The 24,782-nt window shown below is 72.2% G+C and carries 22 protein-coding genes; 10 read left to right on the top strand and 12 right to left on the bottom strand.

Features of this window, described 5'->3' with window-relative positions; translation table 11 throughout:
• The first annotated feature begins 11 nt into the window (after positions 1 to 11).
• From ACFVYK_RS24170 to ACFVYK_RS24160, 3 genes are read left to right on the top strand one after another with little or no spacing between them, the layout of a single operon-like run.
• Entirely contained in the window at positions 12 to 884 is an 873-nt protein-coding gene (locus ACFVYK_RS24170) for an STM4013/SEN3800 family hydrolase (protein ID WP_389777581.1), read from the top strand.
• Positions 881 to 2,260, top strand: a complete 1,380-nt coding sequence (locus ACFVYK_RS24165; protein ID WP_389777529.1) for an STM4012 family radical SAM protein — start codon at positions 881 to 883, stop codon at positions 2,258 to 2,260. The genes ACFVYK_RS24170 and ACFVYK_RS24165 overlap by 4 nt, the downstream gene beginning before the upstream one ends.
• Positions 2,261 to 2,270: 10 nt before the next feature.
• Entirely contained in the window at positions 2,271 to 3,287 is a 1,017-nt protein-coding gene (locus ACFVYK_RS24160) for an STM4011 family radical SAM protein (RefSeq protein ID WP_389777526.1), read from the top strand.
• Here the strand turns inward: ACFVYK_RS24160 and ACFVYK_RS24155 are convergent.
• The 5 genes from ACFVYK_RS24155 to ACFVYK_RS24135 all read right to left on the bottom strand — a co-directional run bounded on the left by ACFVYK_RS24155 (position 3,268) and on the right by ACFVYK_RS24135 (position 10,882).
• The gene (locus ACFVYK_RS24155) at positions 3,268 to 5,295 is read right to left on the bottom strand and encodes a glycoside hydrolase (protein WP_389777523.1); all 2,028 of its coding nucleotides are present in this window, start codon (positions 5,293 to 5,295) and stop codon (positions 3,268 to 3,270) included. The two genes, ACFVYK_RS24160 and ACFVYK_RS24155, sit on opposite strands and share 20 nt — an antisense overlap.
• A gap of 122 nt (positions 5,296 to 5,417) precedes the next feature.
• Positions 5,418 to 7,463: a beta-galactosidase gene (locus ACFVYK_RS24150; protein ID WP_389777521.1), complete on the bottom strand. Its 2,046-nt coding sequence runs from the start codon at positions 7,461 to 7,463 to the stop codon at positions 5,418 to 5,420.
• A gap of 137 nt (positions 7,464 to 7,600) precedes the next feature.
• A complete protein-coding gene (locus tag ACFVYK_RS24145) occupies positions 7,601 to 8,938 on the bottom strand; it encodes an ABC transporter substrate-binding protein (RefSeq protein WP_389777518.1) in 1,338 nt (445 codons plus the stop codon).
• Between the two features lie 89 nt (positions 8,939 to 9,027).
• The gene (locus ACFVYK_RS24140; protein ID WP_389777515.1) at positions 9,028 to 9,951 is read right to left on the bottom strand and encodes a carbohydrate ABC transporter permease; all 924 of its coding nucleotides are present in this window, start codon (positions 9,949 to 9,951) and stop codon (positions 9,028 to 9,030) included.
• A gap of 4 nt (positions 9,952 to 9,955) precedes the next feature.
• Entirely contained in the window at positions 9,956 to 10,882 is a 927-nt protein-coding gene (locus tag ACFVYK_RS24135; protein WP_389777512.1) for a carbohydrate ABC transporter permease, read from the bottom strand.
• Positions 10,883 to 11,118: 236 nt separating this feature from the next.
• Here ACFVYK_RS24135 and ACFVYK_RS24130 point away from each other — a divergent pair, with 236 nt between their 5' ends.
• Positions 11,119 to 12,165, top strand: coding sequence for a LacI family DNA-binding transcriptional regulator (locus ACFVYK_RS24130; RefSeq protein ID WP_389777510.1), 1,047 nt, complete (start codon positions 11,119 to 11,121; stop codon positions 12,163 to 12,165).
• A gap of 142 nt (positions 12,166 to 12,307) precedes the next feature.
• Here the strand turns inward: ACFVYK_RS24130 and ACFVYK_RS24125 are convergent, their stop codons facing one another.
• A complete protein-coding gene (locus ACFVYK_RS24125; protein ID WP_389777507.1) occupies positions 12,308 to 12,961 on the bottom strand; it encodes a lysophospholipid acyltransferase family protein in 654 nt (217 codons plus the stop codon).
• 298 nt (positions 12,962 to 13,259) lie between these two features.
• Between ACFVYK_RS24125 and ACFVYK_RS24120 the strand changes: the two genes are divergently transcribed.
• Positions 13,260 to 13,436, top strand: coding sequence for a hypothetical protein (locus tag ACFVYK_RS24120; RefSeq protein ID WP_351365370.1), 177 nt, complete (start codon positions 13,260 to 13,262; stop codon positions 13,434 to 13,436).
• A 218-nt stretch (positions 13,437 to 13,654) separates the two neighbouring features.
• Complete coding sequence (gene pgm, locus ACFVYK_RS24115; RefSeq protein ID WP_389777504.1) at positions 13,655 to 15,295, top strand: phosphoglucomutase (alpha-D-glucose-1,6-bisphosphate-dependent); 1,641 nt, start codon at positions 13,655 to 13,657, stop codon at positions 15,293 to 15,295.
• A gap of 218 nt (positions 15,296 to 15,513) precedes the next feature.
• Here the strand turns inward: pgm and ACFVYK_RS24110 are convergent, their stop codons facing one another.
• Complete coding sequence (locus ACFVYK_RS24110) at positions 15,514 to 16,098, bottom strand: CGNR zinc finger domain-containing protein (protein ID WP_389777502.1); 585 nt, start codon at positions 16,096 to 16,098, stop codon at positions 15,514 to 15,516.
• Positions 16,099 to 16,238: 140 nt separating this feature from the next.
• Between ACFVYK_RS24110 and ACFVYK_RS24105 the strand changes: the two genes are divergently transcribed.
• The 3 genes from ACFVYK_RS24105 to ACFVYK_RS24095 all read left to right on the top strand — a co-directional run bounded on the left by ACFVYK_RS24105 (position 16,239) and on the right by ACFVYK_RS24095 (position 19,729).
• The gene (locus tag ACFVYK_RS24105) at positions 16,239 to 17,087 is read left to right on the top strand and encodes a PP2C family protein-serine/threonine phosphatase (RefSeq protein WP_389777499.1); all 849 of its coding nucleotides are present in this window, start codon (positions 16,239 to 16,241) and stop codon (positions 17,085 to 17,087) included.
• 50 nt (positions 17,088 to 17,137) lie between these two features.
• Positions 17,138 to 18,127: an MASE1 domain-containing protein gene (locus tag ACFVYK_RS24100; RefSeq protein ID WP_389777497.1), complete on the top strand. Its 990-nt coding sequence runs from the start codon at positions 17,138 to 17,140 to the stop codon at positions 18,125 to 18,127.
• 147 nt (positions 18,128 to 18,274) lie between these two features.
• Positions 18,275 to 19,729 (top strand): WGR domain-containing protein, encoded by a 1,455-nt coding sequence (locus ACFVYK_RS24095; RefSeq protein WP_389777495.1) that lies wholly within the window; start codon positions 18,275 to 18,277, stop codon positions 19,727 to 19,729.
• Between the two features lie 110 nt (positions 19,730 to 19,839).
• Here ACFVYK_RS24095 and ACFVYK_RS24090 read toward each other — a convergent pair whose 3' ends face one another.
• The 5 genes from ACFVYK_RS24090 to ACFVYK_RS24070 form a co-directional block, all read right to left on the bottom strand.
• Positions 19,840 to 20,649: an SAM-dependent methyltransferase gene (locus ACFVYK_RS24090; protein WP_389777492.1), complete on the bottom strand. Its 810-nt coding sequence runs from the start codon at positions 20,647 to 20,649 to the stop codon at positions 19,840 to 19,842.
• A 130-nt stretch (positions 20,650 to 20,779) separates the two neighbouring features.
• Positions 20,780 to 21,358, bottom strand: a complete 579-nt coding sequence (locus ACFVYK_RS24085) for a hypothetical protein (RefSeq protein WP_389777489.1) — start codon at positions 21,356 to 21,358, stop codon at positions 20,780 to 20,782.
• A 416-nt stretch (positions 21,359 to 21,774) separates the two neighbouring features.
• Positions 21,775 to 22,581 carry an SAM-dependent methyltransferase gene (locus ACFVYK_RS24080; RefSeq protein ID WP_389777486.1) on the bottom strand — a complete coding sequence of 269 codons (807 nt, stop codon included), beginning with the start codon at positions 22,579 to 22,581 and terminating at the stop codon, positions 21,775 to 21,777.
• Between the two features lie 83 nt (positions 22,582 to 22,664).
• Positions 22,665 to 22,928: a DUF397 domain-containing protein gene (locus tag ACFVYK_RS24075; protein WP_389777483.1), complete on the bottom strand. Its 264-nt coding sequence runs from the start codon at positions 22,926 to 22,928 to the stop codon at positions 22,665 to 22,667.
• Positions 22,925 to 23,800 (bottom strand): helix-turn-helix domain-containing protein, encoded by an 876-nt coding sequence (locus ACFVYK_RS24070; RefSeq protein ID WP_389777481.1) that lies wholly within the window; start codon positions 23,798 to 23,800, stop codon positions 22,925 to 22,927. Before ACFVYK_RS24070 ends, ACFVYK_RS24075 begins: the two co-directional genes overlap by 4 nt.
• Positions 23,801 to 24,116: 316 nt before the next feature.
• Here ACFVYK_RS24070 and ACFVYK_RS24065 point away from each other — a divergent pair, with 316 nt between their 5' ends.
• The gene (locus ACFVYK_RS24065; RefSeq protein ID WP_389777478.1) at positions 24,117 to 24,554 is read left to right on the top strand and encodes an ATP-binding protein; all 438 of its coding nucleotides are present in this window, start codon (positions 24,117 to 24,119) and stop codon (positions 24,552 to 24,554) included.
• Positions 24,555 to 24,782: the final 228 nt, after the last annotated feature.

Raw genomic sequence — 24,782 nt, 5'->3', positions numbered from 1 at the left:
GTCAGCCGGACATGAACGAGGTCGTCGGCAGCCACGACCTGCTCCTCGTCACGCTCGACACCCTGCGCCACGACGTCGCCGTCGAGCTGGCCGACGCCGGGCGCATCCCGAACCTGGCCCGGCATCTCCCCGGCGGCCGCTGGGAGAAGCGGCACGCCCCGGGAAGCTTCACCTACGCTTCCCACCAGGCCATCTTCGCGGGGTTCCTGCCGACCCCGGCCGCCCCCGGACCTCACCCGCGGCTGTTCGCGGCGAGCTTCGCGGGCAGCGAGACCACCGCGCACGACACCTACGTCTACGAGACGCCCGACCTCGTCTCGGGACTGGCCCGGGACGGCTACCACACCGTGTGCATCGGGGGAGTGGGCTTCTTCAACCGGCAGGGCCCGTTGGGCTCGGTGCTGCCCGGCCTGTTCCACGAGTCCCACTGGGAACAGGAGTTCGGCGTCACCTCGCCGCACTCCTTCGAGCGCCAGATCGACCGCGCCGAGGACGTCGTGCGGCGACTCCCGGCCGACCGGCGGCTGTTCCTCTTCGTCAACGTGTCCGCCCTGCACCAGCCGAACTGGTTCCACCTGCCCGGCGCGACCCGTGAGGCGGGCGACAGCCGCGCTTCGCACGCCGCCGCGCTGGAGTACGTGGACCGGCACATCGGGCGGCTGTTCGCCGCCGCCGGCAGCCGGCGCCGCTGCTTCGCGATCGTCTGCTCCGACCACGGCACCGCGTACGGCGACGACGGCTACACCGGCCACCGCCTCGGCCACGAGTCCGTGTGGACCGTCCCGTACGCCCACTTCTTCCTCGACCACGCACCCCTCGACCAGGAGCCTCTCGACGGGGCGCCTCTCGACCACGCACCCCGCCCGACGGAGGCCGCCCGATGACCACCGCCGAGCCGGTCGGCGGCGAAAGCCCCTACCGGCACTACGTGTACGCCTACCCGCACAAGACCGCCTACCGCCCGCTGTCCGAACGCCCGCTCCTGCGCGAACTCTGGGCGGCGGAGCCCAAGGACGCGCTCTCCCTCTACGTGCACATACCGTTCTGCGAGGTCCGCTGCGGCTTCTGCAACCTCTTCACCCGCATCGGCGCGCCCGACGGCCTGACGGGCGCCTACCTGGACGCGCTGGAGCGGCAGGCGACCGCCGTGCGGGAGGCGCTGGGGGACACGGACCGGGTCCGGTTCGCCACGGCGGCGTTCGGCGGCGGCACGCCCACTTTCCTGACCGCCGGCGAGCTGGAGCGGCTCTGCGACATCGCCGAGCACCGCATGGGCGCCGACCTGCGCGCCGTCCCGCTGTCGGTCGAGGCCTCGCCCGCCACGGCCACCGCCGACCGCCTCGCCGTCCTGGCCGACCGGGGCGCCACCCGTCTCAGCCTCGGCGTGCAGAGCTTCGTCGGCTCCGAGGCGCGCGCCGCCGTCCGCCCGCAGCGCCGCGCCGACGTCGAGGCGGCCCTCGGCCGTGTCAGGGACGCCCGCATCCCGGTCCTCAACATCGACCTGATCTACGGCATCGAGGGCCAGCACGAGGACAGCTGGCTGCACTCCCTGGAGGCCGCCCTGGCCTGGCGGCCCGAGGAGCTCTACCTGTACCCGCTCTACGTCCGCCCCCTCACCGGCCTCGACCGACGCGGGTCCGGACGAAGCGGGCCCGGCCGGCAGGCCTGCGCCGCCACGGACCCCGCCTGGGACGAGCAGCGACTGCGCCTGTACCGAGCGGGCCGCGACCACCTCCTCGCCCACGGCTACACGCAGCAGTCGATGCGCATGTTCCGGCGCGCCGACGCCCCGGCACAGGGCGCCGACGACTACGCCTGCCAGACCGACGGCATGATCGGCCTCGGCTGCGGCGCCCGGTCCTACACGTCGGCCCTGCACTACTCCTTCGACTACGCCGTCGGCATGCACCGCATCCGGGGCATCGTCGACGACTACGTCGCCGGCGGCGCGGCCGACTTCGCCCGCGCCCAGGTCGGCTTCCGCATGGATCCGCGCGAGGCGCGTCGACGCCACCTCCTGCAGTCCCTGCTGCAGGCCGAGGGACTGCGCCTGGACGACTACCGGGCCCGCTTCGGCGCCGCGCCCGCCGACGACTTCGGCGCCGAACTCGGGCGGCTCGCCGATCGCGGGTGGCTCACCGACGCCGATCCGACGACCCTGCGGCTCACCCCCGAAGGGCTCGCCCACTCCGACGCCGTCGGCCCCGACCTGTTCTCCCCGGCCGTGCGGGCCGCCATGGCCCGCTACGAGCGCAAGTGAGGCGGCCGCCGTGGACCTGACCCTCCTCTACCGCGGTCCCCTCGCCTCCTGCGACTACGACTGCCCCTACTGCCCGTTCGCCAAGCGACGCGACTCGACCGCCCGGCTGCGCGCCGACCGGGCCGCGCTCGAACGGTTCGCCGCCTGGGCCGCGGACCGGACCGGCGACCGGCTCTCCCTCCTCTTCACCCCCTGGGGCGAGGCCCTCGTCCGCTCCTGGTACCGGCGCACCCTGGCCGACCTCTCCCGCCTCCCGCACATCCGCCGGGTCGCCGTGCAGACCAACCTCAGCTGCCGCACCGACTGGCTCGCCGGGGCCGATCCCGGCACCCTGGCCCTGTGGTGCACCTACCACCCGGGCCAGACGCCGTACGACCGCTTCCTCGCCAAGTGCCGGGACCTGACGGAGCGGGGCATCCGCTTCAGCGTCGGCGTCGTCGGCCTGCCCGAGCACCTGGAAGCGGCCCGCCGTCTGCGCGCGGAGCTGCCCGCGCACGTCTACCTGTGGATCAACGCCGCCGAGGGCCATGTCTACGACGACGCCGAGGCCGACCGGTGGACCGCCCTGGACCCGCTGTTCCCCTACAGCCGCCACCCGCACGCCAGCGCCGGGCTGCCCTGCCGCACCGGCGACTCCGTGATCTCGGTCGACGGGGACGGCACGGTACGCCGCTGTCACTTCGTCCGCGCCGAGCTCGGCAACCTCTACGACGGCTCCTACCGCGCCGCTCTGCGCCCCCGGGCCTGTCCGCTCGCCGTCTGCGACTGCCACATCGGCTACGTGCATCTGGAGACGCTCCCGCTGTACGACGTCTTCGCGGGCGGCGTCCTGGAACGCGTCCCGGCCGTACCGCCCCCGGCCGTACCGCCCCCGGCCGGTTCCGTACTGCCTCTCGCCGGTTGCGCACCGCCCTCGGCCGGGTCCGCACAGCACTCCGCCCGCATCGCGACGTTCACGACACGGGCGGAGACGGCGACACCGGCGCGGCCGGCACGTCGGCAGGGCGCTACGGGGTCACGTCCGTGACCCTCCAGCGCTGGTTGGAGCCGGAGTTGGCCTGCCAGGTGGTCACGGCCGCGCCCTCGTTCGTCGCCTGGCCGCCGACCTCGAGGAGACGGCCGGTCGCCGCGTTGACCAGGGTCCACGTGCCGTCACCGGTGGTCGACATGATCCACTCCGTGGCGGGGTCACGCTTGCCGGTGTCGGGCTCGACCACCGGCACGTCGTCGCGGACGGCGAGGCGCTTGCCCTCGGCCGGGTTGGCGAAGACGTAGCGCTGGCGGGCGCCCTTGTCGCCGTGCCGGGCGTCCAGCTGCCACTGCTGAGCCGTGGAGCCGTCGGCCGAGCCGATGACCAGGTTCGTGCCGTTCGCGGCCACGGTCACCGCCTTGCCGCTCTGCACGCCGGTCAGCGTGTAGGAGCGACCCTTGCTGAACAGGCCGGCGTTCTTCGCGACGCCGGAGACGCCCCTGACGGCGAAGGACGTCACCGACTGCGCGGGGACGGTGTAGGTGGCCTTGCCGTCCACCACCCTGACCGGAGCCTGCTGCTTGAGCTTGCCGTCGGCGCTGGTCACGGTCGGCGTGACGGTCGCGTTGCCCTTGACGCTGCGGAACTTGGACAGGTCGATGGTGACCGTGCGCGCCGCGGTGGTGGAGTTGACGTGGACGAGCGAGACGCCCTTGCCGTCCTTGGTCACGGCGGCGGCGCTGGAGGTGTCGTCCACCTTGATCAGTTTGTCGCCGGGCTTGATGAAGTGGGTGAAGTTGCGCGCCGTGTCGAACTTGGTGTTCGTGTGGATCGGGCACGACTCGAGGGTGTCCGCGGCGGTGCAGTCGAAGGGGAGCTGGATGGAGCCCCAGTTGCCGCCCTTGGCGGACTCGCCGCCCGGCTTCATGTTGTCGTAGTCCTCGACGGGCTGCCAGAACACCCAGGCCGTGGGCTCCAGTTCGCGCAGGTCGTTGACCATCTGCTGGGCCAGCCCGAGCCCCGGACGCATGTCGGTGAAGCTCTGTCCGTCGCCCCAGTCGCCCTCGACCTCGCTCATCCACAGCGGCTTGTCGGCCGCCTTGGCGAGGTCGCGCACGGTGGTGCGCTGCCCGGTGCCGTAGGTGTGGACGTTCATCTGGTCCACGAGGTCCTTGGAGCCTTGCGCGTAGGAGTTCCAGTTGGTGGCGAAGATGGACGGGTTGGTCTCGTCCATGGCCGATATCCCGGCCTTGACCTTGGCCTTCTTCAGCGCGGGCGCCAGTGCGGCGAGCACCTTCTGCTGCAGCTCGGGGCCGATGTGTGCGCCCTCCTGGCGGCCGCCGACGGGCCGGCCGTTCGCGTCGAGCCGGGTGCCCCAGTAGCCGGTGTTGGGCTCGTTGAAGGGGTCGATCGTGTCGACCTTGATGCCCTCGGCCTTCTCCAGCCGCTTCGTCGCACCCGCCAGATAGGCGGCGAAGTCGTCGACCGAGTCGGTCTTGAGCTGGTCGGTGTTGGCGTTGAACCCGCCGGACACGTATCCGCTCTGCGTCATGAACCACGGCGGGGAGTTGCTGAACGTCTCCCAGTGGGTGATGTCCTTCTTGATGCGGTCCACCCACCAGCGCTGGGTGGCGTCGGCGTCGGGGTTCCAGTCGGCCGGGTCGTCCGCGCTCCACCAGTCGGTGTCCGCGCGGGTGGTGCCCGCGGGCGCCTTCCACCAGCCCTGCACGGCGCCGCCGGGCCGCAGGTAGTCCTGGACGTCGGGAGCGTTGCCGCCGCCGATGTTGTAGCGGGCGATGTTCAGCGCCAGGCCGTCGTCGCCGAAGAGCAGCTTGGCGAGCTTCTCGCGGATCGCGGGGGGGTAGTCGCCGGTGGCGTTGGCGAACCACACCAGGCTGGTGCCCCAGCCCTCGAACTTCTGCTGCTGGTACGAGGGGTCCGGCGTGACGGTGACGGCGGCCTCGGCGTGCGCCTGCACGGGCACGCCGATCAGCGCGGCCCCGGTGGCCAGTGCGGTCAGTGCGGCGGCCCCGAAGGTCCGTCTGCTGCGGGTACGGCGTGCCATGTGAGCTCCCAACTGCGGTGCGGTCGCTGTGGTGGGCCCCCTCCCGTCGCGCGGACGGGAGGGGATGGCCCCCGGCAGGGGTGCGTGCCGTGCCGGGGAGTCGTGGGGATGCGAGGGCGGCGTCAGTCGGCGGGCCGACGCAGCACGGCGACCTCCCTCGGCCCGAGGACGAGGACGTCCCGCGCGCCGCGGGCGCCGAGCAGCACCTCGCCGTCCAGGCCGGGCACCTGCACCGTGTCGTCGGTCCGGTTGACCAGGAACAGGAACCGTCCCCCGGGGCCGCGCCGTACGGTCAGCTCGACCGATCCGCGGGCGTGCGCGGGGAGTTCGCTGCCCACGCCGGCCGGGTCCAGCAGCCGCGGCAGCAGCGAGCGCAGCCCGTCGACGCCGAGCCGGGTCGAGACGTAGGAGGCCGAGCCGTCGCCCGTGGCGCGGCGGGTGACCGCGGGGCGTCCGGCGTGCACCCCGCTGCGGTAGTGCGCCAGGACCTCCGTGTCGCCGTCGGCGACGGTGATCCGGTCGGTCCACAGGCTGCCCCGGGTCGAGTCGTCCAGTTCCACGCTCTCCCCGGCGAGCAGCGGGCCGAACTCCTCGATGCGGATGCCGAGCAGTTCGCGCAGCGCGCCGGGGTAACCGCCGAGCCACACATGGTCGTTCTCGTCGACGATCCCGGAGAAGTACGTGGTGACGAGGTGGCCGCCCTGCTCGACGTAGCGCGTGAGGCTCTTGGCCAGTTCGGCGGGCACCATGTGCAGCACGGGCGCGATGAGGACCCGGTGCCGGGACAGGTCGGCGCGGGTGGTCACGAGGTCGGCGCGGACGCCGAGGGCCAGGAGCGCCGAGTACCAGTCGAGCGCCTCCTGCCGGTAGTCGAGCAGGGAGGTGGGGTGGGAGTCCTGCTCGCTCGCCCACCACGACTCCCAGTCGTAGAGGATGCCGACGGCCGCCGCCTCGCGATCCGAACCCGCCACCGGGGCGAGGGCCTTGAGCTGGGCGCCGAGGTCGGCGACCGCGCGGAACAGGTCGCTGTCCGCACCGGCGTGCGGGACCATCGCCGAGTGGTACTTCTCGGCGCCGGCCGCGGACTGCCGCCACTGGAAGAAGCACACCGCGTCCGCGCCGTGCGCCACGTGCAGCAGCGAGTCGCGGGCCAGGTCGCCCGGCCGCTTGGCCACGTTGACGGGCTGCCAGTTGACGGCGCTGGTGGAGTGCTCCATGAGGAACCAGGGCCGGCCGCTCGCGATGCCGCTGACCAGGTTGGCGGAGAAGGACAGCTCGTCGCGGTCCTGCGCCCCGGGGTGCACGTAGTGGTCGTTGGAGACGAAGTCGATCTCGCCCGCCCAGTCGGGGTAGTTCATGCCCTTCGTGCCGCCCATCACCATGAAGTTGGTGGTGACCGGGATGCCGGGCGTGATCTCCCGCAGGATCTCGCGCTCCGCGACGAGGTGGTCCTTCAGCGCGTCGGAGGAGAACCGCTTGAAGTCCAGCTGCTGGGTGGGGTTGGGGTGGGAGGCGGCCAGCCGCGGCGGCAGGATCTGCTCCCAGTCGCTGTAGCGCTGCGACCAGAAGGCCGTGCCCCAGGCGTGGTTGAGGGCGTCGAGCGTGCCGTAGCGGGCGCGCAGCCAGACGCGGAAGGCGCGGGCCGCGTCGTCGGAGTGGTCGTAGACGTTGTGGCAGCCCAGCTCGTTGGAGACGTGCCAGGCGACCAGCGCCGGATGGTCCCGGTAGCGGCCGGCCATCTCGCGGACCAGGCGCAGGGCGTGCTCGCGGAAGACCGGCGAGGTGGGCCGCCAGTGCTGGCGGGCGCCCGGCCAAAGGGTCTCGCCGTTCGCCGTGACCGGCAGGATCTCCGGGTGGGCGGTGGTCAGCCACGGCGGCGGGGAGGCGGTGGCGGTGGCCAGGTCGACGCCGATCCCGCCCGCGTGCAGCAGGTCCATGACCTCGTCGAGCCAGCCGAAGTCCCAGGTGTCCGGGCCCGGCTGGATGCGGGCCCAGGAGAAGATCCCCACGGACACGACGGTGACTCCGGCCTCCTGCATCAGCCGGACGTCCTCCTCCCACACGTCCCGTGGCCACTGCTCGGGGTTGTAGTCGGCGCCGTAGGCCAGACGCGGGGCGGCGTCACCGTCCGCCCCGCGCAGCATGCGGGACTGGAGGGTGGAGATCATGGCGGTCCTTCCGAAGGTGGTGCACGGGGGCGGCGCGGCCCGGGAGCCACGCCGCCCGGCGTTTCACTGCATGGGGATCACTGGGTACCGATCACTGCGTACCGACTGCGTGTCGCTGCCTCGCGACTGCTTCGTGACTACTTCTCGATCGTGAAGCCCTGCTCCTGGCCGTACTTGACCGAGGCGTCCTGCCAGGCCTTGAGACCGTCCGCCAGCTTGGTGCTGGAGACGTAGGCCTTGCCGACCGTGTCGTTGAAGATCGAGTTCGCGTACGGCTGGAACGGGAGGTACGACCAGTCGCTCGCCACGTTCGCGGCGGACTCGGCGAAGATCTTGTTCGCCTCCTGGCCGCCGAAGTAGTCGAACTTCTTGCTCTGGAACGCGGCCGACTCCAGCTCCGCCTTCGTGGCGGGGAAGGCGCCCTCGCCGACCCGGGTGGCGACACCGGCGCCGGAGTTGGCGTACTCGGTGAAGGCGTAGGCGAGTTCCTTGTTCTTGGCCAGCGCCGGGACGGCCAGCGAGCTGCCGCCGTTCTCCGCGCTCGCCTTGTCGCCCTTGGTCCAGGCCGGCATCGCCGCCGCGCGCCACTGGCCCTTGGCGTTCGGCACGCCGGTGGTGAAGTTGGCGGGCATCCACGCGCCGGTGGCCAGGGTGGCGATGGTGCCGTCGCCCAGCCCCTTGTACCAGTCGTCGGTCCAGCCGTTGACCGGGGCGAGCAGCTTCTCGTCGATCAGCTTCTGCCAGACCGTCTCGAACTTCTTGGCGCCCGCGTCGTCGAAGTTGACGCCGACCTTGGTGCCGTCGACCTTGTAGGGGCGCGAACCGGCCTGCCACAGCAGGGACGTGGTGAAGCCCGGGTCGCCGAGGTCGTTGGCGATGTAGGCCTTCGGGTCGGCCTTGTGGAGCTTGCGGGCCGCGTCCAGGTACTCGTCCCAGGTGGTCGGGACGGCGATCTTGTACTTGTCGAAGACCTGCTTGTTGTAGAAGAGCGCCATCGGACCCGAGTCCATCGGCAGGCCGTACACCTTGTCGCCGTCGCTGACCGCGTTCCACGGACCCGGCGTGTACTGGGAGGCGAGCTTGGCTGCGCCGTACGGGGCCAGGTCGGTCAGGCCCTTGGTCAGGGAGTACTGGCCGAGCGCGAAGTACTCGACCTGGGCGACGTCCGGGACGCCCTTGCCGGCCGAGATGGCGTTGGACAGCGCGGTGTAGTGCTTGTCGCCGGAGCGCTCGCTGACCAGGTTGACCTTGACCTTCGGGTACTTCTTCTGGAAGTCGGCGGCCACCGTCTTCAACGTGGGCTCCCAGGCCCAGACCGTGATGTCGCCGCCCTTGTCCAGGGCGGTCTGGATGTCGCCGGCGGAGACGGCCTTGGTGTCGGAGTCGTCGTCCGAGCCGCCGCAGGCGGTGACGCCCAGGGCCAGGGTGGAGACGAGGGCGATGCCGCGCAGGATGCGGCTCGTGGTTCTGCGCATGGGGCTTCCACTTCTACGTGGGTGGGACAGGTGAGGGTGGGGGTGGTGCGGGTGGTGCTCACATGTGGGGCTCGGGGGCGCGGCCCTCGTCACTCCTTGACGCTTCCGGCGGAGAGGCCGGACTGCCAGTACTTCTGGAGGAACAGGAAGGCGGCGATCAGGGGAAGGATCGTCAGCAGGGACCCCGTGATCACCAGGTTGAAGATCACGTCGCCGCCGATGGTCTGGGCCTGGGAACTCCAGGCGCTCAGGCCCAGCGTCAGCGGGTACCAGTCCGGGTCCTTCAGCATGATCAGCGGAAGGAAGTAGTTGTTCCAGGTGGCGACCGTGGTGAACAGCAGCACGGTCACGATCCCGGGGGCCAGCAGCGGCAGGGCGACCTGGAAGAAGGTGCGCACCTCGCTCGCCCCGTCCATCCGGGCCGCTTCCAGCAGCTCGGTCGGGATCGCCTCGGCGGCGAACACCCACATCAGATAGAGGCCGAACGGAGAGACCAGCGACGGGATGATGACCGCCCAGGGGGTGTCGGTCAGCCCCATCTTGCTGAACATCAGGAAGGTCGGCACGGCCAGCGCGGTGGCCGGCACCGCGACGGCGCCGATGACCACGGCGAAGATCGCCCGCTTGCCGGGGAACTGGAACTTCGCCAGCGCGTACCCGCCGAGCACGGCCAGCAGCGTCGCCCCGCCGGCGCCGAGCACCACGTACAGCAGGGTGTTCAGCAGCCAGCGGCCGAAGATGCCGTCGTGGTAGGTGAAGGTGTCACGGACGTTGTCCCACAGGGCGAAGTCGTGGGCGAACCACAGGCCGTTGGAGTCGCCGAGCCCCGTCTGGGTCTTCGTGGAGTTGATGACGAGCCAGATCAGCGGCACCACGGTGTAGAGGACCATCAGGGCCATCAGCACCGTCAGCAGCACGTTGCGCTTCGGCTTGCCCGGGGTGTGCTTCTTGCGAGGGGTCCGCAGCCTGGGCGCGGTGCTCTTCGCGGGGGGAGCGGCGACAGTGGCGGTCATCGGGTCACGCTCCCTTGCGCATGCCGCGCAGCTGGACGGCGTAGGCGACGATCATCGTGATGACGCCCATGATGATGGCCACCGTCGCGGAGTAGTTGTGCTGCTGGCCGTTGAAGGACAGCGAGTACGTGTAGAAGTTCGGCGTGTAGTCCGTGGTGATCGAGTTCAGCGCCAGCGGACGCAGGATGCTCGGCTCGTTGAAGAGCTGGAAGCTGCCGATGATCGAGAAGATCGTCGCGATGACGAGCGCGCCCCGGATGGCGGGCAGCTTGATCGAGCCGATGATCCGCCACTGGCCGGCGCCGTCGATCTCCGCCGCCTCGTACAGCGAGGTCGGGACGACGCGCAGCGCCGAGTAGAAGATCAGCATGTTGTACCCGACGAACTCCCAGGTCACGATGTTGCCGATGGAGGCGAGCACCCAGCCGGGGGAGAGCAGGTCGGGCAGGGTGACACCGAACGCGGAGTTGATGTCGCCCACCAGGCCGTACTTGGTGCCGTACATGAAGCCCCACATCAGGGTGGCGACCACGGCGGGCACGGCGTACGGCAGGAAGATCGTGATGCGGAAGAAGCTCTTGCCGTACAGCCGGCCGCTGTCCAGCGCCAGCGCCACCAGCAGGGCGATGCCCAGCATGATCGGCACCTGGACCGCCAGGAAGAGCGCCACCCGTCCGACGGCCGACCAGAACGCGTCGTCCTGCAGGGCCCGGGTGTAGTTGTCCAGGCCGACGAACTGGTTTCCGCCGATGAGCTGGTCACGGAAGAGGCTCAGGTAGACCGAGTACGCGATCGGTGCCAGGAAGACCAGCGCGAAGACCACCACGAAGGGACCGATGAAACCCCATCCCGTCCAGGAGCGGCGGTCCCGTTTCGCCGGAGGAGGTGCCGGCCGCGGCTCGGCGGCCACCGGCGGTTGCAGCGTCGTCATGTCGTTCCTCGCTCGTCCAGAACTGGAGCCTGCGGTGTTGTGCGGAGATGTCCGGCACCCCACCGCCACCATGATGTTTACGTAAACATCGGCCACGCAAGAGGCCGGGCAAGCTGTTATGTTTACGTAAACATCTGATGGCGGCATGTCTACACTGCCCCGATAACGATGGTCAAGGGTCGTCTGGGGGGACCGTGGCACCTGCGCCGACGGAGAGGTGGGCACACCGAGTGAACATGGCTCAGAGAACACCGGCCGACGTGCCGAGACGCGCCCGGGCCACCGCCTCCATGGCCGACGTGGCGAGGCTCGCCGGGGTGTCGTCGCAGACCGTCTCCCGCGTCTCCAACGGTTACGCGGGCGTGAACGAGGAGACCCGGCAGCAGGTCCTGGCCGCCATGGCGGAACTCGGCTACCGGCCCAACAGCGCCGCCCGCGCCCTCAAGCGTGGCGAGTTCCGCACCATCGGCGTCATCACCTTCACGCTGTCCACCACCGGCAACGTGCGCACCCTGGAGGCGATCGCCACCTCGGCGGCCGCGGAGGGCTACGCGGTGACCCTGCTCCCGGTGGCCGTCCCCACCACCGACGAGGTGCGCGGCGCGTTCTCCCGGTTGGAGGAACTGGCCGTCGACGCGGTGATCGTCATCATGGAGGTGCACCTGCTGGACGCGGCGACCGTGAAACTGCCGCCGCACGTGCAGGTCGTGGTCGTGGACTCGGACGCCGGCGACCACTACACCGTCGTCGACACCGACCAGGCGGGCGGCACCCGGGCCGCCGTCCAGCACCTCCTCGACCTGGGCCACCGGACGGTCTGGCACCTCGGCGGCCCCGAGGGCTCCTTCGCCGCTCAGCGCCGCGCGGACGCCTGGCGCGCCGCCCTCACCGAGGCGGGCCGCACACCGCCGCCGCTCGTCCGCGGCGACTGGTCGGCGGAGTCCGGCTACCGGGCCGGCCTCGAACTCGCGGCCCGCGAGGAGTGCACCGCCGTCTTCGCCGCCAACGACCAGATGGCCCTCGGCCTGCTGCGCGCCCTGCACGAACGCGGCCGCCGAGTCCCCGAGGACGTCAGCGTCATCGGCTTCGACGACATCCCCGAGGCGAGCTCCTTCCTGCCCCCTCTCACCACGCTGCACCAGGACTTCGCCGAGGTCGGACGCCTCTGCGTGCAGGCCGTGCTGCGCAAGATGCGCCCGGACGGCTCGGAGCGCGGCACGACGCTCGTGCCCACGCGGCTCGTCCTGCGCGACAGCACGGCGCCGCCGCCCGTCGCGGACTGAGGGCCGCCGCCGCCCGCGCGGGCCGGCTCGCTCCTCCGCGGCGGCCGGGGTGCGGGTTGTGAGGCGCGGGTGCTCGGCACGGGCCGGTGGCCCATGTGGGGGCCCCGCGTACGCCGACGCGATCGGCGGGGCGCGCGGGTGGTCAGCTCGGGTGTTCGCCCACGGCCCTGGCTGCGGTCCGCCAGGCCGTGGTGACGGCGAGGCGGGCCGCCGTCGTCCCGCTCTCCGTCTCCGTGGGCAGGCGCAGCGGTGCGCCCAGGTGGACGTGGCAGTGCGGGCGTCGCACGGGCGCGGTGAGGGTGCCCGCCAGTTGTTTGGCCGCCGACCCCGAGGCGATCCGCCGGGCTCCCGCGTGCCCCACCGGCACGACCAGCGAGCCGGTCGCCTGCGCCAGTCGGGCGAGTCCGGTGCGGAAGGGCTCGGGCGCCGTGGGCGCCGCGTCCTTGCGGCGCGGCAGTCCGCCCTCGCCGTAGAGCAGCACGTGCCGGCCGCCGGCCAGCGCCTCGGCGGCGGCGTCGAGGGCCAGCGCCGCGTGCGCCGTACGGCGCTGGACCGGGATGTGTCCCGCCCGCGTCAGCGCCCGGCCGAGCAGGGGGACGCGCCACAGCCCCGCCGTCGCCATGACCACCGGCTCCAGGTCGAACCGTCGCAGGGCGGTCATGACGACGGCGGGGTCGGCCATCGAGTCGTGGTTGGCCACGAATATGGTCCCCGCCGGCAGGCGCAGCTTGATCTCGCTGGTGACGGTGAGCCGCCCGAAGAGCGGCGTCAGGGCGTAGACGGCACGGCTGAACACGAGAGGCCTCCGGGCTGAGCGGTCGGAGCCCCAGTCTCCCGGCGGGAGGACGGTCACGCCTGAGTACGGCTACTCAGGTACCGACCGCGGGCCGAACACCGGGGAAACGGGCCGGTGTTCGGCGCGCGGTCGGGGGCATGCGGAGAACAGCCACAACGAAGAGACGACGACACCGAAGCGACACCGGACCCCGACAACACCCACCGAAGCCACACGTGCCGCGGCGGCAGACACCCCGCGGCAACGCACCGAGACACCGCATCCGACGAAGCCTCCACCCCCGAAAGGACGGACCCCCGTGCTCGCCATCATCTCGGCAGTGCTGTTTTTCATCGCCTTCCTGATCAACGCGGCGGACATCTCCACCAACGACACCTTCACCTCCACCAACTTCATGCTGATCGGGCTCGCCCTGCTCGCCCTGCACGTCGCGGGCATCGGCAGCGGCTGGGCGGTCCGCGGCCGCCGGCGCTGACCGCGTCACGGGCGCACCCCGGTGCACCCCGGGTGCGCCCGACCGCGCGCATCGCACCGCCTCGGGCCGCGCGCCTCGGGCCGCACGCGCCCGACCCGGCGCACCGGACCGGACGAACCGTCCGCAGACGCCGGCCGGCCCGTACTCGCGGGCAGCGGCTCCCACAAGGAAAGATGGGACCGCAAGGCACTGGTCAATCGATGTGGAGGAGCGGGCACATGCAGCACGAGCGAGCGGGCCAGGCGGCCGGCCCCGAGGATCTCGTCGACGTCGCCCGGCTGGTCACCGCGTACTACGCGCTGCACCCGGACCCGGCCGACCCGGCCCAGCGCGTGGCGTTCGGCACCTCGGGGCACCGCGGATCGTCGCTGAACACGGCGTTCAACGAGGATCACATCGCCGCGACGAGCCAGGCGATCTGCGAGTACCGCGCGGCCCAGGGCACCGACGGTCCCCTCTTCCTCGGCGCCGACAGCCACGCCCTGTCCGAGCCCGCGCGGGTCACGGCGCTGGAGGTGTTCGCGGCCAACGGGGTGAGCGTGCTCATCGACAGCGCGGACGGCTACACCCCGACGCCCGCGGTCTCCCACGCCATCCTCACCCACAACCGGGGGCGCGCGACGGGCCTCGCCGACGGCGTGGTCGTCACCCCCTCGCACAACCCGCCCGCCGACGGCGGCTTCAAGTACAACCCGCCCAGCGGCGGCCCGGCCGGCTCGGACGCCACCTCCTGGATCCAGGACCGCGCCAACGACATCATCGCGGCCGGCCTCAAGGACGTACGGCGCGTCCCGTACGCGAGGGCGCTCACCGCCGCCACCACCGCTCGGCACGACTTCCTCGGCGCCTACGTCGCGGACCTGCCGAACGTCCTCGACCTGGACGCCGTCCGCGCCGCCGGCATCCGCATCGGCGCCGACCCGCTGGGCGGGGCCTCGGTCGCCTACTGGGGCCGGATCGCCGAAGAGCACCGGATCGACCTGACCGTCGTCAACCCCCTCACCGACCCGACCTGGCGCTTCATGACGCTCGACTGGGACGGCAAGATCCGCATGGACTGCTCGTCGCCGTACGCGATGGCCTCGCTCATCGAGCAGCGCGACCGGTTCGGGATCGCGACGGGCAACGACGCCGACGCCGACCGGCACGGCATCGTCACGCCCGACGCGGGCCTGATGAACCCCAACCACTACCTGGCCGCCGCCATCGGCTACCTGTTCGCGCACCGCGGGCAGTGGCCCGCCGACGCGGGCATCGGCAAGACGCTGGTGTCGTCCTCGATGATCGACCGGGTCGCCGCCGACCTCGGACGACGCCTGGTCGAGGTGCCCGTCGGCTTCAAGTGGTTCGTGGACGGCCTGGTCGACGGCTCGCTGGGCTTCGGCGGGGAGGAGTCGGCCGGCGCGTCCTTCCTGCGTCGCGACGGCTCCGTCTGGACCACCGACAAGGACGGCATCATCCTGGCGCTGCTGGCCTCCGAGATCACGGCGGTGACCGGGAAGACCCCGTCAGAGCACTACGCCGCGCTGACGGAACGCTTCGGCGCGCCCGCCTACGCCCGCATCGACGCGCCGGCCACCCGCGAGGAGAAGGCGCTGCTCGCCAAGCTCTCGCCGGCGCAGGTCACCGCCGACACCCTGGCCGGCGAGGCGGTCACCGGCGTGCTCACCGAGGCTCCGGGCAACGGCGCGGCCATCGGCGGCATCAAGGTGACCACCGCCAACGCCTGGTTCGCCGCCCGGCCGTCGGGCACGGAGGACGTCTACAAGATCTACGGCGAGTCCTTCCTCGGCCCGGACCACCTGCGCCGGGTGCAGGAGGAGGCCAAGGAGGTCGTCGACGCGGCACTGGGCGGCTGAGTCGGGCGGCCGTGGGGCCGCGGGGCCGTGCGCGGCGCACGGGGCCGTCCCCGGTCGACGGCGCCGGTCGCCGCCCTCCGCGTCGGCCGGGGAGGGGCCGTGCGCGCCGTTAGCACGGCCCCGCCCCGGCGGGCGGGAGCGCCGTTAGCACGGCCCCGCCCCGGCGGGCGGGAGCGCCGTTAGCAGGCCCCGCCCCGGCCGACGGGAGCCCGGGCCGATCAGCGTGGGGCGACGCTCTCGCGGGCCGGTCGCCGCCGGTCCCGAGCGGCGCCGCGGTCGGCGGACGGGGCGGTGCGGGCGCGGTGCCGGCGTACCGCGTCGCGGTTGGCGCAGCGCTGGGAGCAGTAGCGCTGCCGGCCCGTACGGGAGGTGTCGGCGAAGATCGTGACGCACCCGGCGACGGCGCAGCGCCCCAGGCGCCCCATCCCGCGTCCGGACAGGTGCAGGGCCGTGCCCACCGCGAACAGCGAGTGGAGCACGGAGCCCAGCGTCTGCCGGTCGTCGCGGTAGTGCAGATGCCAGCCGCCGCCGGAGTGGTTCGTCATCCGCGGGTGGGCGGCGGCCTCCGCGAGCATGCGGTTGAGCAGGTCGGCCCGTTCGCTCTCGTCCTCGGCGTCGACGACCTGCTCCCAGGCGTCCAGCGCCTCCCGGGCGCGGTCGAGGTCCCCGGGCGTCACCGGGTGCTCCAGCACCAGCCCGGCGGCACGGCAGCGGTCCGCGAGTTCCCCGGCGTCGGCCGGCCGCCGGTTGGCGAGGTCCGCGGCGAGGTTCACGGCGTCCTCGCCGTAAGGGTTCAGGTGCATGAAGCCATTGCAGCAGGGAGTCCGGCAGTCGACAACCGGCCCGCTCCGCGGGCCGGTCCGTCGGTTCGCGCCTCGGGACCGCTATCATCCCATAAAGGTAAAATGTGAGTTTTGTCCGGCTGGGATTCACGGAGTGATCGATGTCCCGCAAGCGCCCCGCGGACGACGGCGACGAGCTGCTGGCCAGGCTCGGTTCGCTGACCGCCCAGGCGCGCGAGCGCGCTGAACTGCAACGCTCCCGCGTCGAGCTGGCGCTGGCGCTGCAGCGCGGGATGCTGCCCCGCGACCTGCCCGAGGCCCCCGGATTCCGGCTCGCCGTCGAGTACGCGCCCGCCTGCCACGGCCTCAACGTGGGCGGCGACTGGTACGACGCCTTCGCCATGCCGGACGGGCGCATCGGCCTGTCCATCGGCGACGTCCAGGGGCACAACATAGAGGCGACCGCGTTCATGGGGCAGGTGCGGGTCGGGCTGCGCGCCCTGGCCTCCGTCACGGGCGAGCCCGGCCGGCTCCTCGCCCGGACCAACGAGCTGCTCCTCTCCCTGGGCAGCGACCTCTTCGCCACCTGCATCTTCATGCGCCTCGATCCCGCCACCGGCGTCCTGGAGAGCGCGCGGGCCGGGCACATCCCGTGCGTGTGGGCCACGGCCGACGGGAAATCCGGCGTCGCCGAGGACGAGGGAGGACCGCCGCTCGGAGTCCTGGACGGCATGGACTACCCCGTGACCCGCTACCGGCTCACCAAGGGCGGCGTCTTCGTGCTGCTCACCGACGGGGTGGTCGAGGGGCCGACGCTCAGCGTCGAGGAGGGCCTCGACCAGGTCGTGCGGCTCGCGGGCATCGCCGCCGTCGCGGGCATGGGGGTGGACTCGCTCGCCGCCGCCGTGATCAGACGCGCCGAGCGCGTCGGCCACGAGGACGACGCCGCCGTCCTGGTCGTGGGCCACGACGGGCGGGTGGCGCCGCAGCGTCCCCCGCTTCAGCCATAAGGCCGGTCGCCGCCCTCCTCGCCTCGCCGACAGCGGCGCGCCGGTGTCTGATGGCTGCTGTGGTGGGTACCCCGGATCTGCGCCGAACAGCCGTCTTCGCCCTCCAGACCCTGGCGGTCGCCCTCTGCTACTACGCGGCCGGGCGGCTGGGTCTGGTGCGCGAGCTCGTGGTCGAAGGCGCGGTCTTCACCCCCATCTGGCCCCCCACGGGCGTGGCGGTCGCCTGTCTGCTGGTCCTCGGCATCCGCTCCTGGGCGGGCATCGCGCTGGGCGCCCTGTTCGTCATCATGTCCCTGACGTCGCTGCGGCCCGCGGTGCTCGGCAACCTGGCCGGGAACACCGCGGCCCCCGTCTGCGCCTACCTCCTGCTGCGCAAGGTGGGCTTCCGCAACGACCTGGCCCGGTTACGGGACGGCCTCGCGCTGGTCTTCCTCGGGGCCCTCACCGCCATGCTGATCAGCTCGACCGTCGGCGTCGGTCTCCTGCTCCTCACCGACAAGATCGACGCGCACAGTTTCTGGGCCGTCTGGCTGGCCTGGTGGGTCGGCGACGCGATGGGCGTGCTGATCGTCACGCCGGTCCTGCTGGTGCTGCACACGATCCGACGGCCGCTGGGCCTGTCCCGCTGGAAGGAGGCCACGGGTCTTGCCGTCATCGTCGTCGCCGTCGTGCCGCTGGCCACCCACAGCGAGGTCAGCCTGCTCTTCCTCGTGTACCCGCTGCTGGTCTGGGCGGCGCTGCGGTTCCAGCTCGGCGCGAGCATGCTGTGCGCCCTGTTCGCCTCCGTCCTCGCCACGGTCGCCGCCACCGACGAGGTGGGGCCCTTCGCCCGCCTGTCCCGCATCGAGGTGATGATCAAGCTCCAGGCCTTCAACGGCACGATGGCGCTGACCGCGCTGCTGCTCTCCGCGGTGCTCGCGGAACAGCGCAACACCAGACGCTCCGTGGAACGAGCCTGCCAGGAGCTGGTGGAGGTCCTGGAACACCTCACCGCGGGCGACGCCCCACCCGGCCGGCCCGCGAAGGACGAGGACACCTGAGGGGACCGCCGTCGCGGCCCGACGGACCGGCCCCCACGCGCCCGGGCCGGAGCCGGCGGCCGACGCGATTGTCAGTGCCTGCGCCTACGGTTTCGGCAGTGGGATCCGCCGGAACGGCCGCGGATCCACCCTGGGGAGGGGTGTGTCATGTCTACGGGGCACAACAGCGCGTCCACGACGTATCTGGAGCTGTCGCAGGACGACGGCGGAGCGCACAAGTTCTACGAGGTGGCCGTCGACGGCACGGTGGTGACGGTGCGCTACGGCCGGATCGGCGCCTCCGGCCAGATGCAGACGACCACGTTCCCCACCGCCGACAAGGCACGGGCCGCCGCCGCGAAGAAGGTCGGGGAGAAGATCCGCAAGGGCTACGCCCCAGCCGTCGCGGGACAGCGCCCGCCCCGTGCGGTGTCCCGCCGTCAGGTGGCCTCGGCCCCGTCCACCGCGCGCGCGGTGGCTCCGGTGCTGTGGCGGTTCCGCACCGGCTCCTCGGCGTTCGGCATCCACGTCGACGACGACCGCTGCTGGGTCGGCAACCAGGCGGGCGACGTCTACACGCTGGACCACGACGGCGGCGTCCTCGCCCGCTTCACCCTGCCGGACGGCGTGAAGTGCCTGGTCGCCGACGACTTCTGGATCTACGCCGGCTGCGACGACGGCAAGGTCTACGACCTGTCCTCGAAACTGCCCTTCGCCGCGTACGACATCACGGCCGACGTGGACATCTTCTGGCTGGACATCCACGAGGGCGTCCTCAACGTCTCGGACCGGGGCGGCCGGCTCACCGTCATCGACCACGAGGACGAGCACCAGTGGGCCCGCCGCAGCCAGGGCGAGCACGCCTGGATGGTGCGCGCCGACGACCGGGCCGTCTACCACGGTCACCACCGGGGCGTCACCGCCTACGCGCCCGACGGCGGCGGCGAACTCTGGCACACGCCCACCCAGGGCGGCGTCCTGTTCGGCTGGCAGGAGCAGGACGCCGTGTACGCCGGAACCGCGCACCGGGTGGTCCAGCGGCTGTCGAAGGCCACGGGCGCGGTCGAGGCGACGTACGGCTGCGACAGCGCGGTGTACTCGTGCGCCACCTCGCCCAGCGGGCGGTTCGTGTTCGCGGGCGACTCGTCGTCGTCCGTCTACTGCTTCGACCGGGACGGCGCCCGGCTGTGGAAGCTCGGCACCGGCGGCGGCTCCGCCCTGTCGATGCAGTACCGCGACGAACGGCTGTACCTGGTGACCACGGACGGCTCGCTGGTGTGCGTGGACGCGAGCGAGGCGGCCGTCGAGGCGGCCCAGCAGGGCACGGTGCCGGTGGTGCGGGACGTCAAGCTCGCCGCGGCCCTGCCGACCTACGCGCCCGCCACCGCGATGAGCGCCGTGGCCACCGTGGCGCAGGTCCCTTCGGGTGCGATCGTCGTCGAGTGCGTCCAGAGGTCCGGCCGGGTGCGGGTGCACGTGGTCTCCGACGGCTACGACTCGTCCTGGAACGTCCAGTTCCCGCGCGAGATACGGGAGCCGGGGGCGCGTTACGTCGTCGACGCCCTGCATCCGGCGGCCGGCGGTTTCTACCGGGTCCGCGGCGACATCCGGCGACTGCTGTGACGGCGGCGGCCCCCGCGCCTCGGCGGGCCCGTCCGTCGACCGCCGCCGCGCCGGCCCCGACGGGACGGCGCGGCACGGGCCGGGTCAGGGCCGGTGGAGACGGCCTTCGCTCACGGCTTGCGGGCGAGGCCGCCGTGCTCGCCGATGAGCTCCGGGGCCGGGGAACCGGCCTCGGGCCGCCACAGCGGCACCGACACGACCCCCGGGTCGAGCAGTTCCAGGCCGTCGAAGTACGCCGTGATCTCCTCGACGGTGCGCAGGTTGTACGGCACGGCGCCGCTCTCGTTGTAGGCGTCCTGCGCCTGCTCGAAGACCGGGTCGACGCCCCGCGAGCCGTCGTTGACGGCCAGGTGGCTGCCGGCCGGCAGCGCGGCCATCAGTTCGGTGACGATGGAGCGGGCCCGCGCGTGATCGGCGACGTGGCCCAGGATGTTGCTGAGGATGAGCGCCGTGGGGCGGCTGAGGTCCAGCGTCCGGGCGGCGGCCGCCAGTATGCGCTCGGGGTTCAGCACGTCGGCGTCGACGTACGCGGTCGCGCCCTCGGGGGTCGACGTGAGCAGGGCGCGGGCGTGGGCGAGCACCAGCGGGTCGTTGTCGACGTAGACGATCCGCGACTCGGGGGCGAGCCGCTGGGCGACCTCGTGGGTGTTCTCGGCGGTCGGCAGGCCGGTGCCGACGTCCAGGAACTGCCGGATGCCCGCCTCGGTGACCAGATACGTGATGGTGCGGCGCAGGAAGGCGCGGCTGCTGCGGGCGATGGTGACGATGCCCGGGAAGACGGCCGTGTACGCGTCGCCGGCCTGCTCGTCGACGGGGTAGTTGTCCTTGCCTCCCAGCCAGTAGTTCCAGATACGGGCCGAGTGCGGCACCGACGTGTCGATGGGCTGATGCGCCGCTGACGTGGTCACAGGGTCGGTCATGGTCGTCGTCCGTCTTTCAGCCGAGGCGTGAGCAGTTCTGGCCACAACTTACGTCCCAACCGACCTGTTCCGTACATCAGTTCACCTATCCGTTCACCTTCGACGGTCCCTTCGTGGGAAGCGGCCGCGGTCAGTGGCCGCCGGAGGGCGGCTCGCAGTCGGTGCCGTCGGGGTAGCCGCCGAAGGCGTCGGCCCGCGTGGTCTCGCGGTTCATCTCGCCTTCCAGACACAGGGGACGGGCGACGATGACGAAACTCACCCCGGTGGGACCGTCCTGGGACGACCGCACGTTCCCGGCGGCGTACCCCAGGCCGGTCAGCGCGCCGAGGGTGCTCTGCGGCGTGAAGTCGCCGCGCTCGCGCAGGGGTTCCAGCACCCGCTCGATCCGTCGGGCGGCCGCCAGCCCGTCGCACCGCAGCTTCCCGTGCAGAGCGAGGGGGACCAGGAAGCCGTGGTTCTCGGCGTAGTGGTCGGTGGGAGGCGTGGCGGGACCCGACGGGTCCGCACTCGGCGACGGCGACGGCGCGGAACTCTCCCCGGGGCAGGGAAGGTCCACCGGCGCGCTCGGCGTCGTCGCCGTGGCCCGTGAGGGGCCGCCGTCCCCGGCGACGTCTCCAGCCCGCTCGGTTCCGCACCCCGCCGCCAGCAGGGTGAGCGCGGCCAACAGCGGTGCGGCGCGCAGTATTTCGGGGCGTCCGATCTTCGTCATGCGCCGATCTTCGCGCACGAGGTCGCGCGCGTCATGAGGTCTCCTACTCAGACGGCGCGGCGGGGAGTCGAGCCGCGGCGACGCCGGCGGGCGGCCGCCCGGGAGCGCTGACGCCCCGTCTGCGCCGCGAGGACGGTCACGGCCGTCACCGCACGGTGTCCACGAACTGCGCCAGGCGCGAGACGGCGCCCAGTTCCGGCAGACATCTCCTTGACCGCCCAGGAGGCGCCCCCGCCCGACAGCTTCCGGATCTGCCCCGGCGCGCCCCGGGCGACCGGCCGTATCGTCCACGGCCCCGTGCCGAGTCCGTACAGGTCCGCGACGTCAGCGGCGATGGTCTCCATGGTCTCCATGGTTTCCCTGTGTTCGCCTTTCGGGGTGCGGTGGGGGCGCCGGGGCCGGGCGCGGACGGCCTGCTACGGCTTGATCCCCACCCCGGTCCAGAGGCTGACCTCGGCGTCGGTCGCCTCGACGGACCCGTCCGGACGCCAGCGGTGGCCGACCGTGACACCGGGGTCGAGCAGCTCCAGCCCGTCGAAGAAGCGGGCGACGTCGTCGCGCGAGCGGAACTGCACCGGAGTGCCGGCGCCGGTGTAGATGTCCGTGACCTTCTGCCAGGTCGACGGGTCGAAGTCGGGCGTGCAGTGACTCAGGGCCAGTGCGCTGCCCGAGGGGACCACGTCCAGCAGGCGCGCCACGATGCCGTAGGGGTCCTGCGCGTCGGTGACGAAGTGCATCAGGGCGTTGAGGGACAGTGCCACGGGCCGGTCCAGATCCAGCACCTCGGCCAGCGCGGGCGAGTCGAGCAGCGAGCCGGGGTCGTTGACGTCCCCGTGGACGTAGGCGGTGCGCCCCTGGGGCGTGCTGCGCATCAGGCGCTTGGCGTACTTCAGGACCAGGGGGTCGTTGTCGGCGTACACCACCCGCGCCTCGGGGACCACGGACTGGGCGACCTGGTGCAGGTTCGGCTCGGTCGGGATGCCGGTGCCGACGTCCAGCCACTGGCGGATGCCGTGCTCGCGGGCCAGGACCCGGGTGGCCCGGTGCATGAAGGCGCGGTTCTCGCGGGCGCACACGAAGATGCCCGGGTAGACGCCCGCGACGGCCTCCGCCGCCTGCTCGTCGACCGCGAAGTGGTCCTTGCCGCCGAGGTAGTAGTCGTACATCCGGGCGGAGTGCGGCCTGCTGGTGTCGATGTCCCGCGCGGCGTTCGAGGTGGTCATCCTGTGCCTTTCGGTGGTGTGCGTGGGGGGTGCCGGACGGGCCGGGACCGCGAACGGCCGGGTCCCGTCCGTCGTGCTCGGGTTCAGCCGGCCGCCAGATGGTCGGCGAGACCCCGTTTGACGCCCGCGACGAACGCGGCGATCTCCTCAGGGGTGTAGATCAGCGCCGGCCCGGCCGGGTCGGTCGACTGCCGCAGGGCCACGCGGCCGTCGGCGAGCTGCTTGGTCTGCACGCACTGGCCCCCGTTCGGCCCGCTCCACGGGGACTCCCAGCCGTGATCGCCCAGGTCGGAGGCGGGCATCCCGTTGTAGACGTCGTGGGCGTCGCCGCCGTCGATGCCGGTCATGAGTACTCCTTGCGCATACGGTTCAGGAGCGCGCTGCTGTCCGTGTCCGAGGTCAGCAGGGACATGCGGTTGTGCGCCTCCAGATGCGCCGCCACGTCGGAGCGCTGGTCCAGGTACACGGCGCCGGAGAGGATCTCGGTGTAGACGATGTCCGGCAGCTCCGGTTCCTCGAACCGGAAGTAGGTGAACGGGGCGCACGCGCCGACGTGGGCTCCGGCCGTGAAGGGCACGATGTCGACGCTCACATGCTCCAGCTCCGACACCTCCAGCAGCCGGTCGATCTGCTCCCGCATCACCTCGGGGCCGCCCACCATCCGGTGCAGCACGGCCTCCTCCAGCACCGTCCACAGTGTGGGGGAGCCGGCTCGCTCCAGCAGGCTCTGGCGGCGCAGCCGCAGGTCCACGCGGCGGCGCAGGTCCTCGTCCCGGTCGTTCGGGAAGCCGCCGCCGAGGACGGCGCGCGCGTACCGAGGGGTCTGCAGCAGGCCCGTGACGTAGTGCGGCTCGTAGGTGCGCAGGGTCTTGGCCCCCGTCTCCAGGCTGACGTAGCCGCTGAACCAGCTCGGCAGCACATCGCGGTAGGGGTGCCACCAGCCGGGCTCGTTGGCCCGCTCGGCAAGGGCGACGAACTCCTCGATCTCCTGCCGGCCCGCGCCGTAGATGTCGAGCAGGATCTCCACGTAGAGCGGCTTGAGGCCGACCTCCGCCTTCTCCAGACGACGGATGGTCAGCGGTTTCACGCGCAGCGCCCTGGCCGCGTCCTCCAGTGACGCGCCCGCCTGCTGACGCCGTTCCTGAAGCCGCCGGCCGAGGATCATGCGCAACACGGTGGGCGCACTGCTGCTGCCCGTGCCCGAACGGCCTTCGCTCACGCCGTGCCTCCTGAGGGAATGTCACCCTGACGCGCCCGGCGGCGCCCCCTGACGGGGCGACCGGACGGATACCGGCTTGCTGAAATTATCAGGCAGTCGGTTGCAGCCTGAACTTAGGTGCGAGCATAGTTACTTGCGTGAACCGCGTTGCCGAACACCAGCGTTCCCCCGTCAAGCTCCTCCATCCGCGCAGGAGTTGGACCGCTCGGGCGTTCGCGGCGCAGGGACCGTCCGGAAGACCGCTTCTTCCCCGGCCCCTTGCTCACGTTCTCCGGCCTCTGGCTGCTGCTCCCGCCCCCCACGGAAGGCGCCCACCGTGTCCCCCCACACGACGTCCCCTCAGCCGTTGGACACCTGGAGTCCGGACCGTACGCACTGGCTCGAACTCCCCGTTCACCGTTCCAGCGTCTCGCTGGCCCGCCGCTCGATGGACGCACGGCTGACGGCGTGGCGGCTGCCCGGCGAGCTGTGCGAGGACGCCGTTCTGCTCGTGTCCGAGCTGGCCACGAACGCCGTGCGGCACGCGCTCGGCGCCCGGTTCCTGTGCGGGGTCGGGCTGGTCGAGGCCGGGTGCCTGCGCCTGGAGGTCCACGACCAGGACCGCTCGGGCCGCGTCCTGCCCCGCTGCGAGCCCGGCCCGGACGACGAGGGTGGCCGCGGACTGCTCCTCGTGGAACAGCTCGCCCAGACCTGGGGCGTCGACCGGTCGCGGCTGACCGGCGGCAACGCGGTGTGGGCGACCCTGGCGGGCTGACCGCCGGAGCCCCGGTCCGGGGCCGGCTCGGGGAAGCCGGCGAGGGGGAGCCCGCCCCGGCCTGCCGTCGCACCGGCGTCCGCCGCCAGGCACCGGCCGCGACGCCGCTGCCGCCGAACGCTCCGCGCCCGCGCCGCTGCCGCTGAACGCTCCGCGCCCGCGCCGCTGCCGCTGAACGCTCCGCGCCCGCGCCGCTGCCGCTGAACGCTCCGCGCCCGCGCCGCTGCC

The sequence above is a fragment of the Streptomyces sp. NPDC058291 genome (assembly GCF_042880855.1).
GTDB lineage: Bacteria > Actinomycetota > Actinomycetes > Streptomycetales > Streptomycetaceae > Streptomyces.
The sequence above is the reverse complement of the archived record's forward strand: the minus strand, read 5'-3'. Positions and strand labels throughout refer to the sequence as shown.

Bases quoted from the DNA above. Each gene is read 5' to 3' on its own strand.
- ACFVYK_RS24165 (WP_389777529.1), top strand. From the start codon at position 881: ATGACCACCGCCGAGCCGGTCGGCGGCGAAAGCCCCTACCGGCACTAC.
- ACFVYK_RS24090 (WP_389777492.1), bottom strand. From the start codon at position 20,649: ATGACCGACCCTGTGACCACGTCAGCGGCGCATCAGCCCATCGACACG.
- ACFVYK_RS24080 (WP_389777486.1), bottom strand. From the start codon at position 22,581: ATGACCACCTCGAACGCCGCGCGGGACATCGACACCAGCAGGCCGCAC.
- pgm (WP_389777504.1), top strand. From the start codon at position 13,655: ATGCAGCACGAGCGAGCGGGCCAGGCGGCCGGCCCCGAGGATCTCGTC.
- ACFVYK_RS24155 (WP_389777523.1), bottom strand. From the start codon at position 5,295: ATGGCACGCCGTACCCGCAGCAGACGGACCTTCGGGGCCGCCGCACTG.
- ACFVYK_RS24150 (WP_389777521.1), bottom strand. From the start codon at position 7,463: ATGATCTCCACCCTCCAGTCCCGCATGCTGCGCGGGGCGGACGGTGAC.
- ACFVYK_RS24095 (WP_389777495.1), top strand. From the start codon at position 18,275: ATGTCTACGGGGCACAACAGCGCGTCCACGACGTATCTGGAGCTGTCG.
- ACFVYK_RS24135 (WP_389777512.1), bottom strand. From the start codon at position 10,882: ATGACGACGCTGCAACCGCCGGTGGCCGCCGAGCCGCGGCCGGCACCT.
- ACFVYK_RS24130 (WP_389777510.1), top strand. From the start codon at position 11,119: ATGGCTCAGAGAACACCGGCCGACGTGCCGAGACGCGCCCGGGCCACC.
- ACFVYK_RS24170 (WP_389777581.1), top strand. From the start codon at position 12: ATGAACGAGGTCGTCGGCAGCCACGACCTGCTCCTCGTCACGCTCGAC.
- ACFVYK_RS24100 (WP_389777497.1), top strand. From the start codon at position 17,138: ATGGCTGCTGTGGTGGGTACCCCGGATCTGCGCCGAACAGCCGTCTTC.
- ACFVYK_RS24075 (WP_389777483.1), bottom strand. From the start codon at position 22,928: ATGACCGGCATCGACGGCGGCGACGCCCACGACGTCTACAACGGGATG.
- ACFVYK_RS24145 (WP_389777518.1), bottom strand. From the start codon at position 8,938: ATGCGCAGAACCACGAGCCGCATCCTGCGCGGCATCGCCCTCGTCTCC.
- ACFVYK_RS24085 (WP_389777489.1), bottom strand. From the start codon at position 21,358: ATGACGAAGATCGGACGCCCCGAAATACTGCGCGCCGCACCGCTGTTG.
- ACFVYK_RS24105 (WP_389777499.1), top strand. From the start codon at position 16,239: ATGTCCCGCAAGCGCCCCGCGGACGACGGCGACGAGCTGCTGGCCAGG.
- ACFVYK_RS24140 (WP_389777515.1), bottom strand. From the start codon at position 9,951: ATGACCGCCACTGTCGCCGCTCCCCCCGCGAAGAGCACCGCGCCCAGG.
- ACFVYK_RS24110 (WP_389777502.1), bottom strand. From the start codon at position 16,098: ATGCACCTGAACCCTTACGGCGAGGACGCCGTGAACCTCGCCGCGGAC.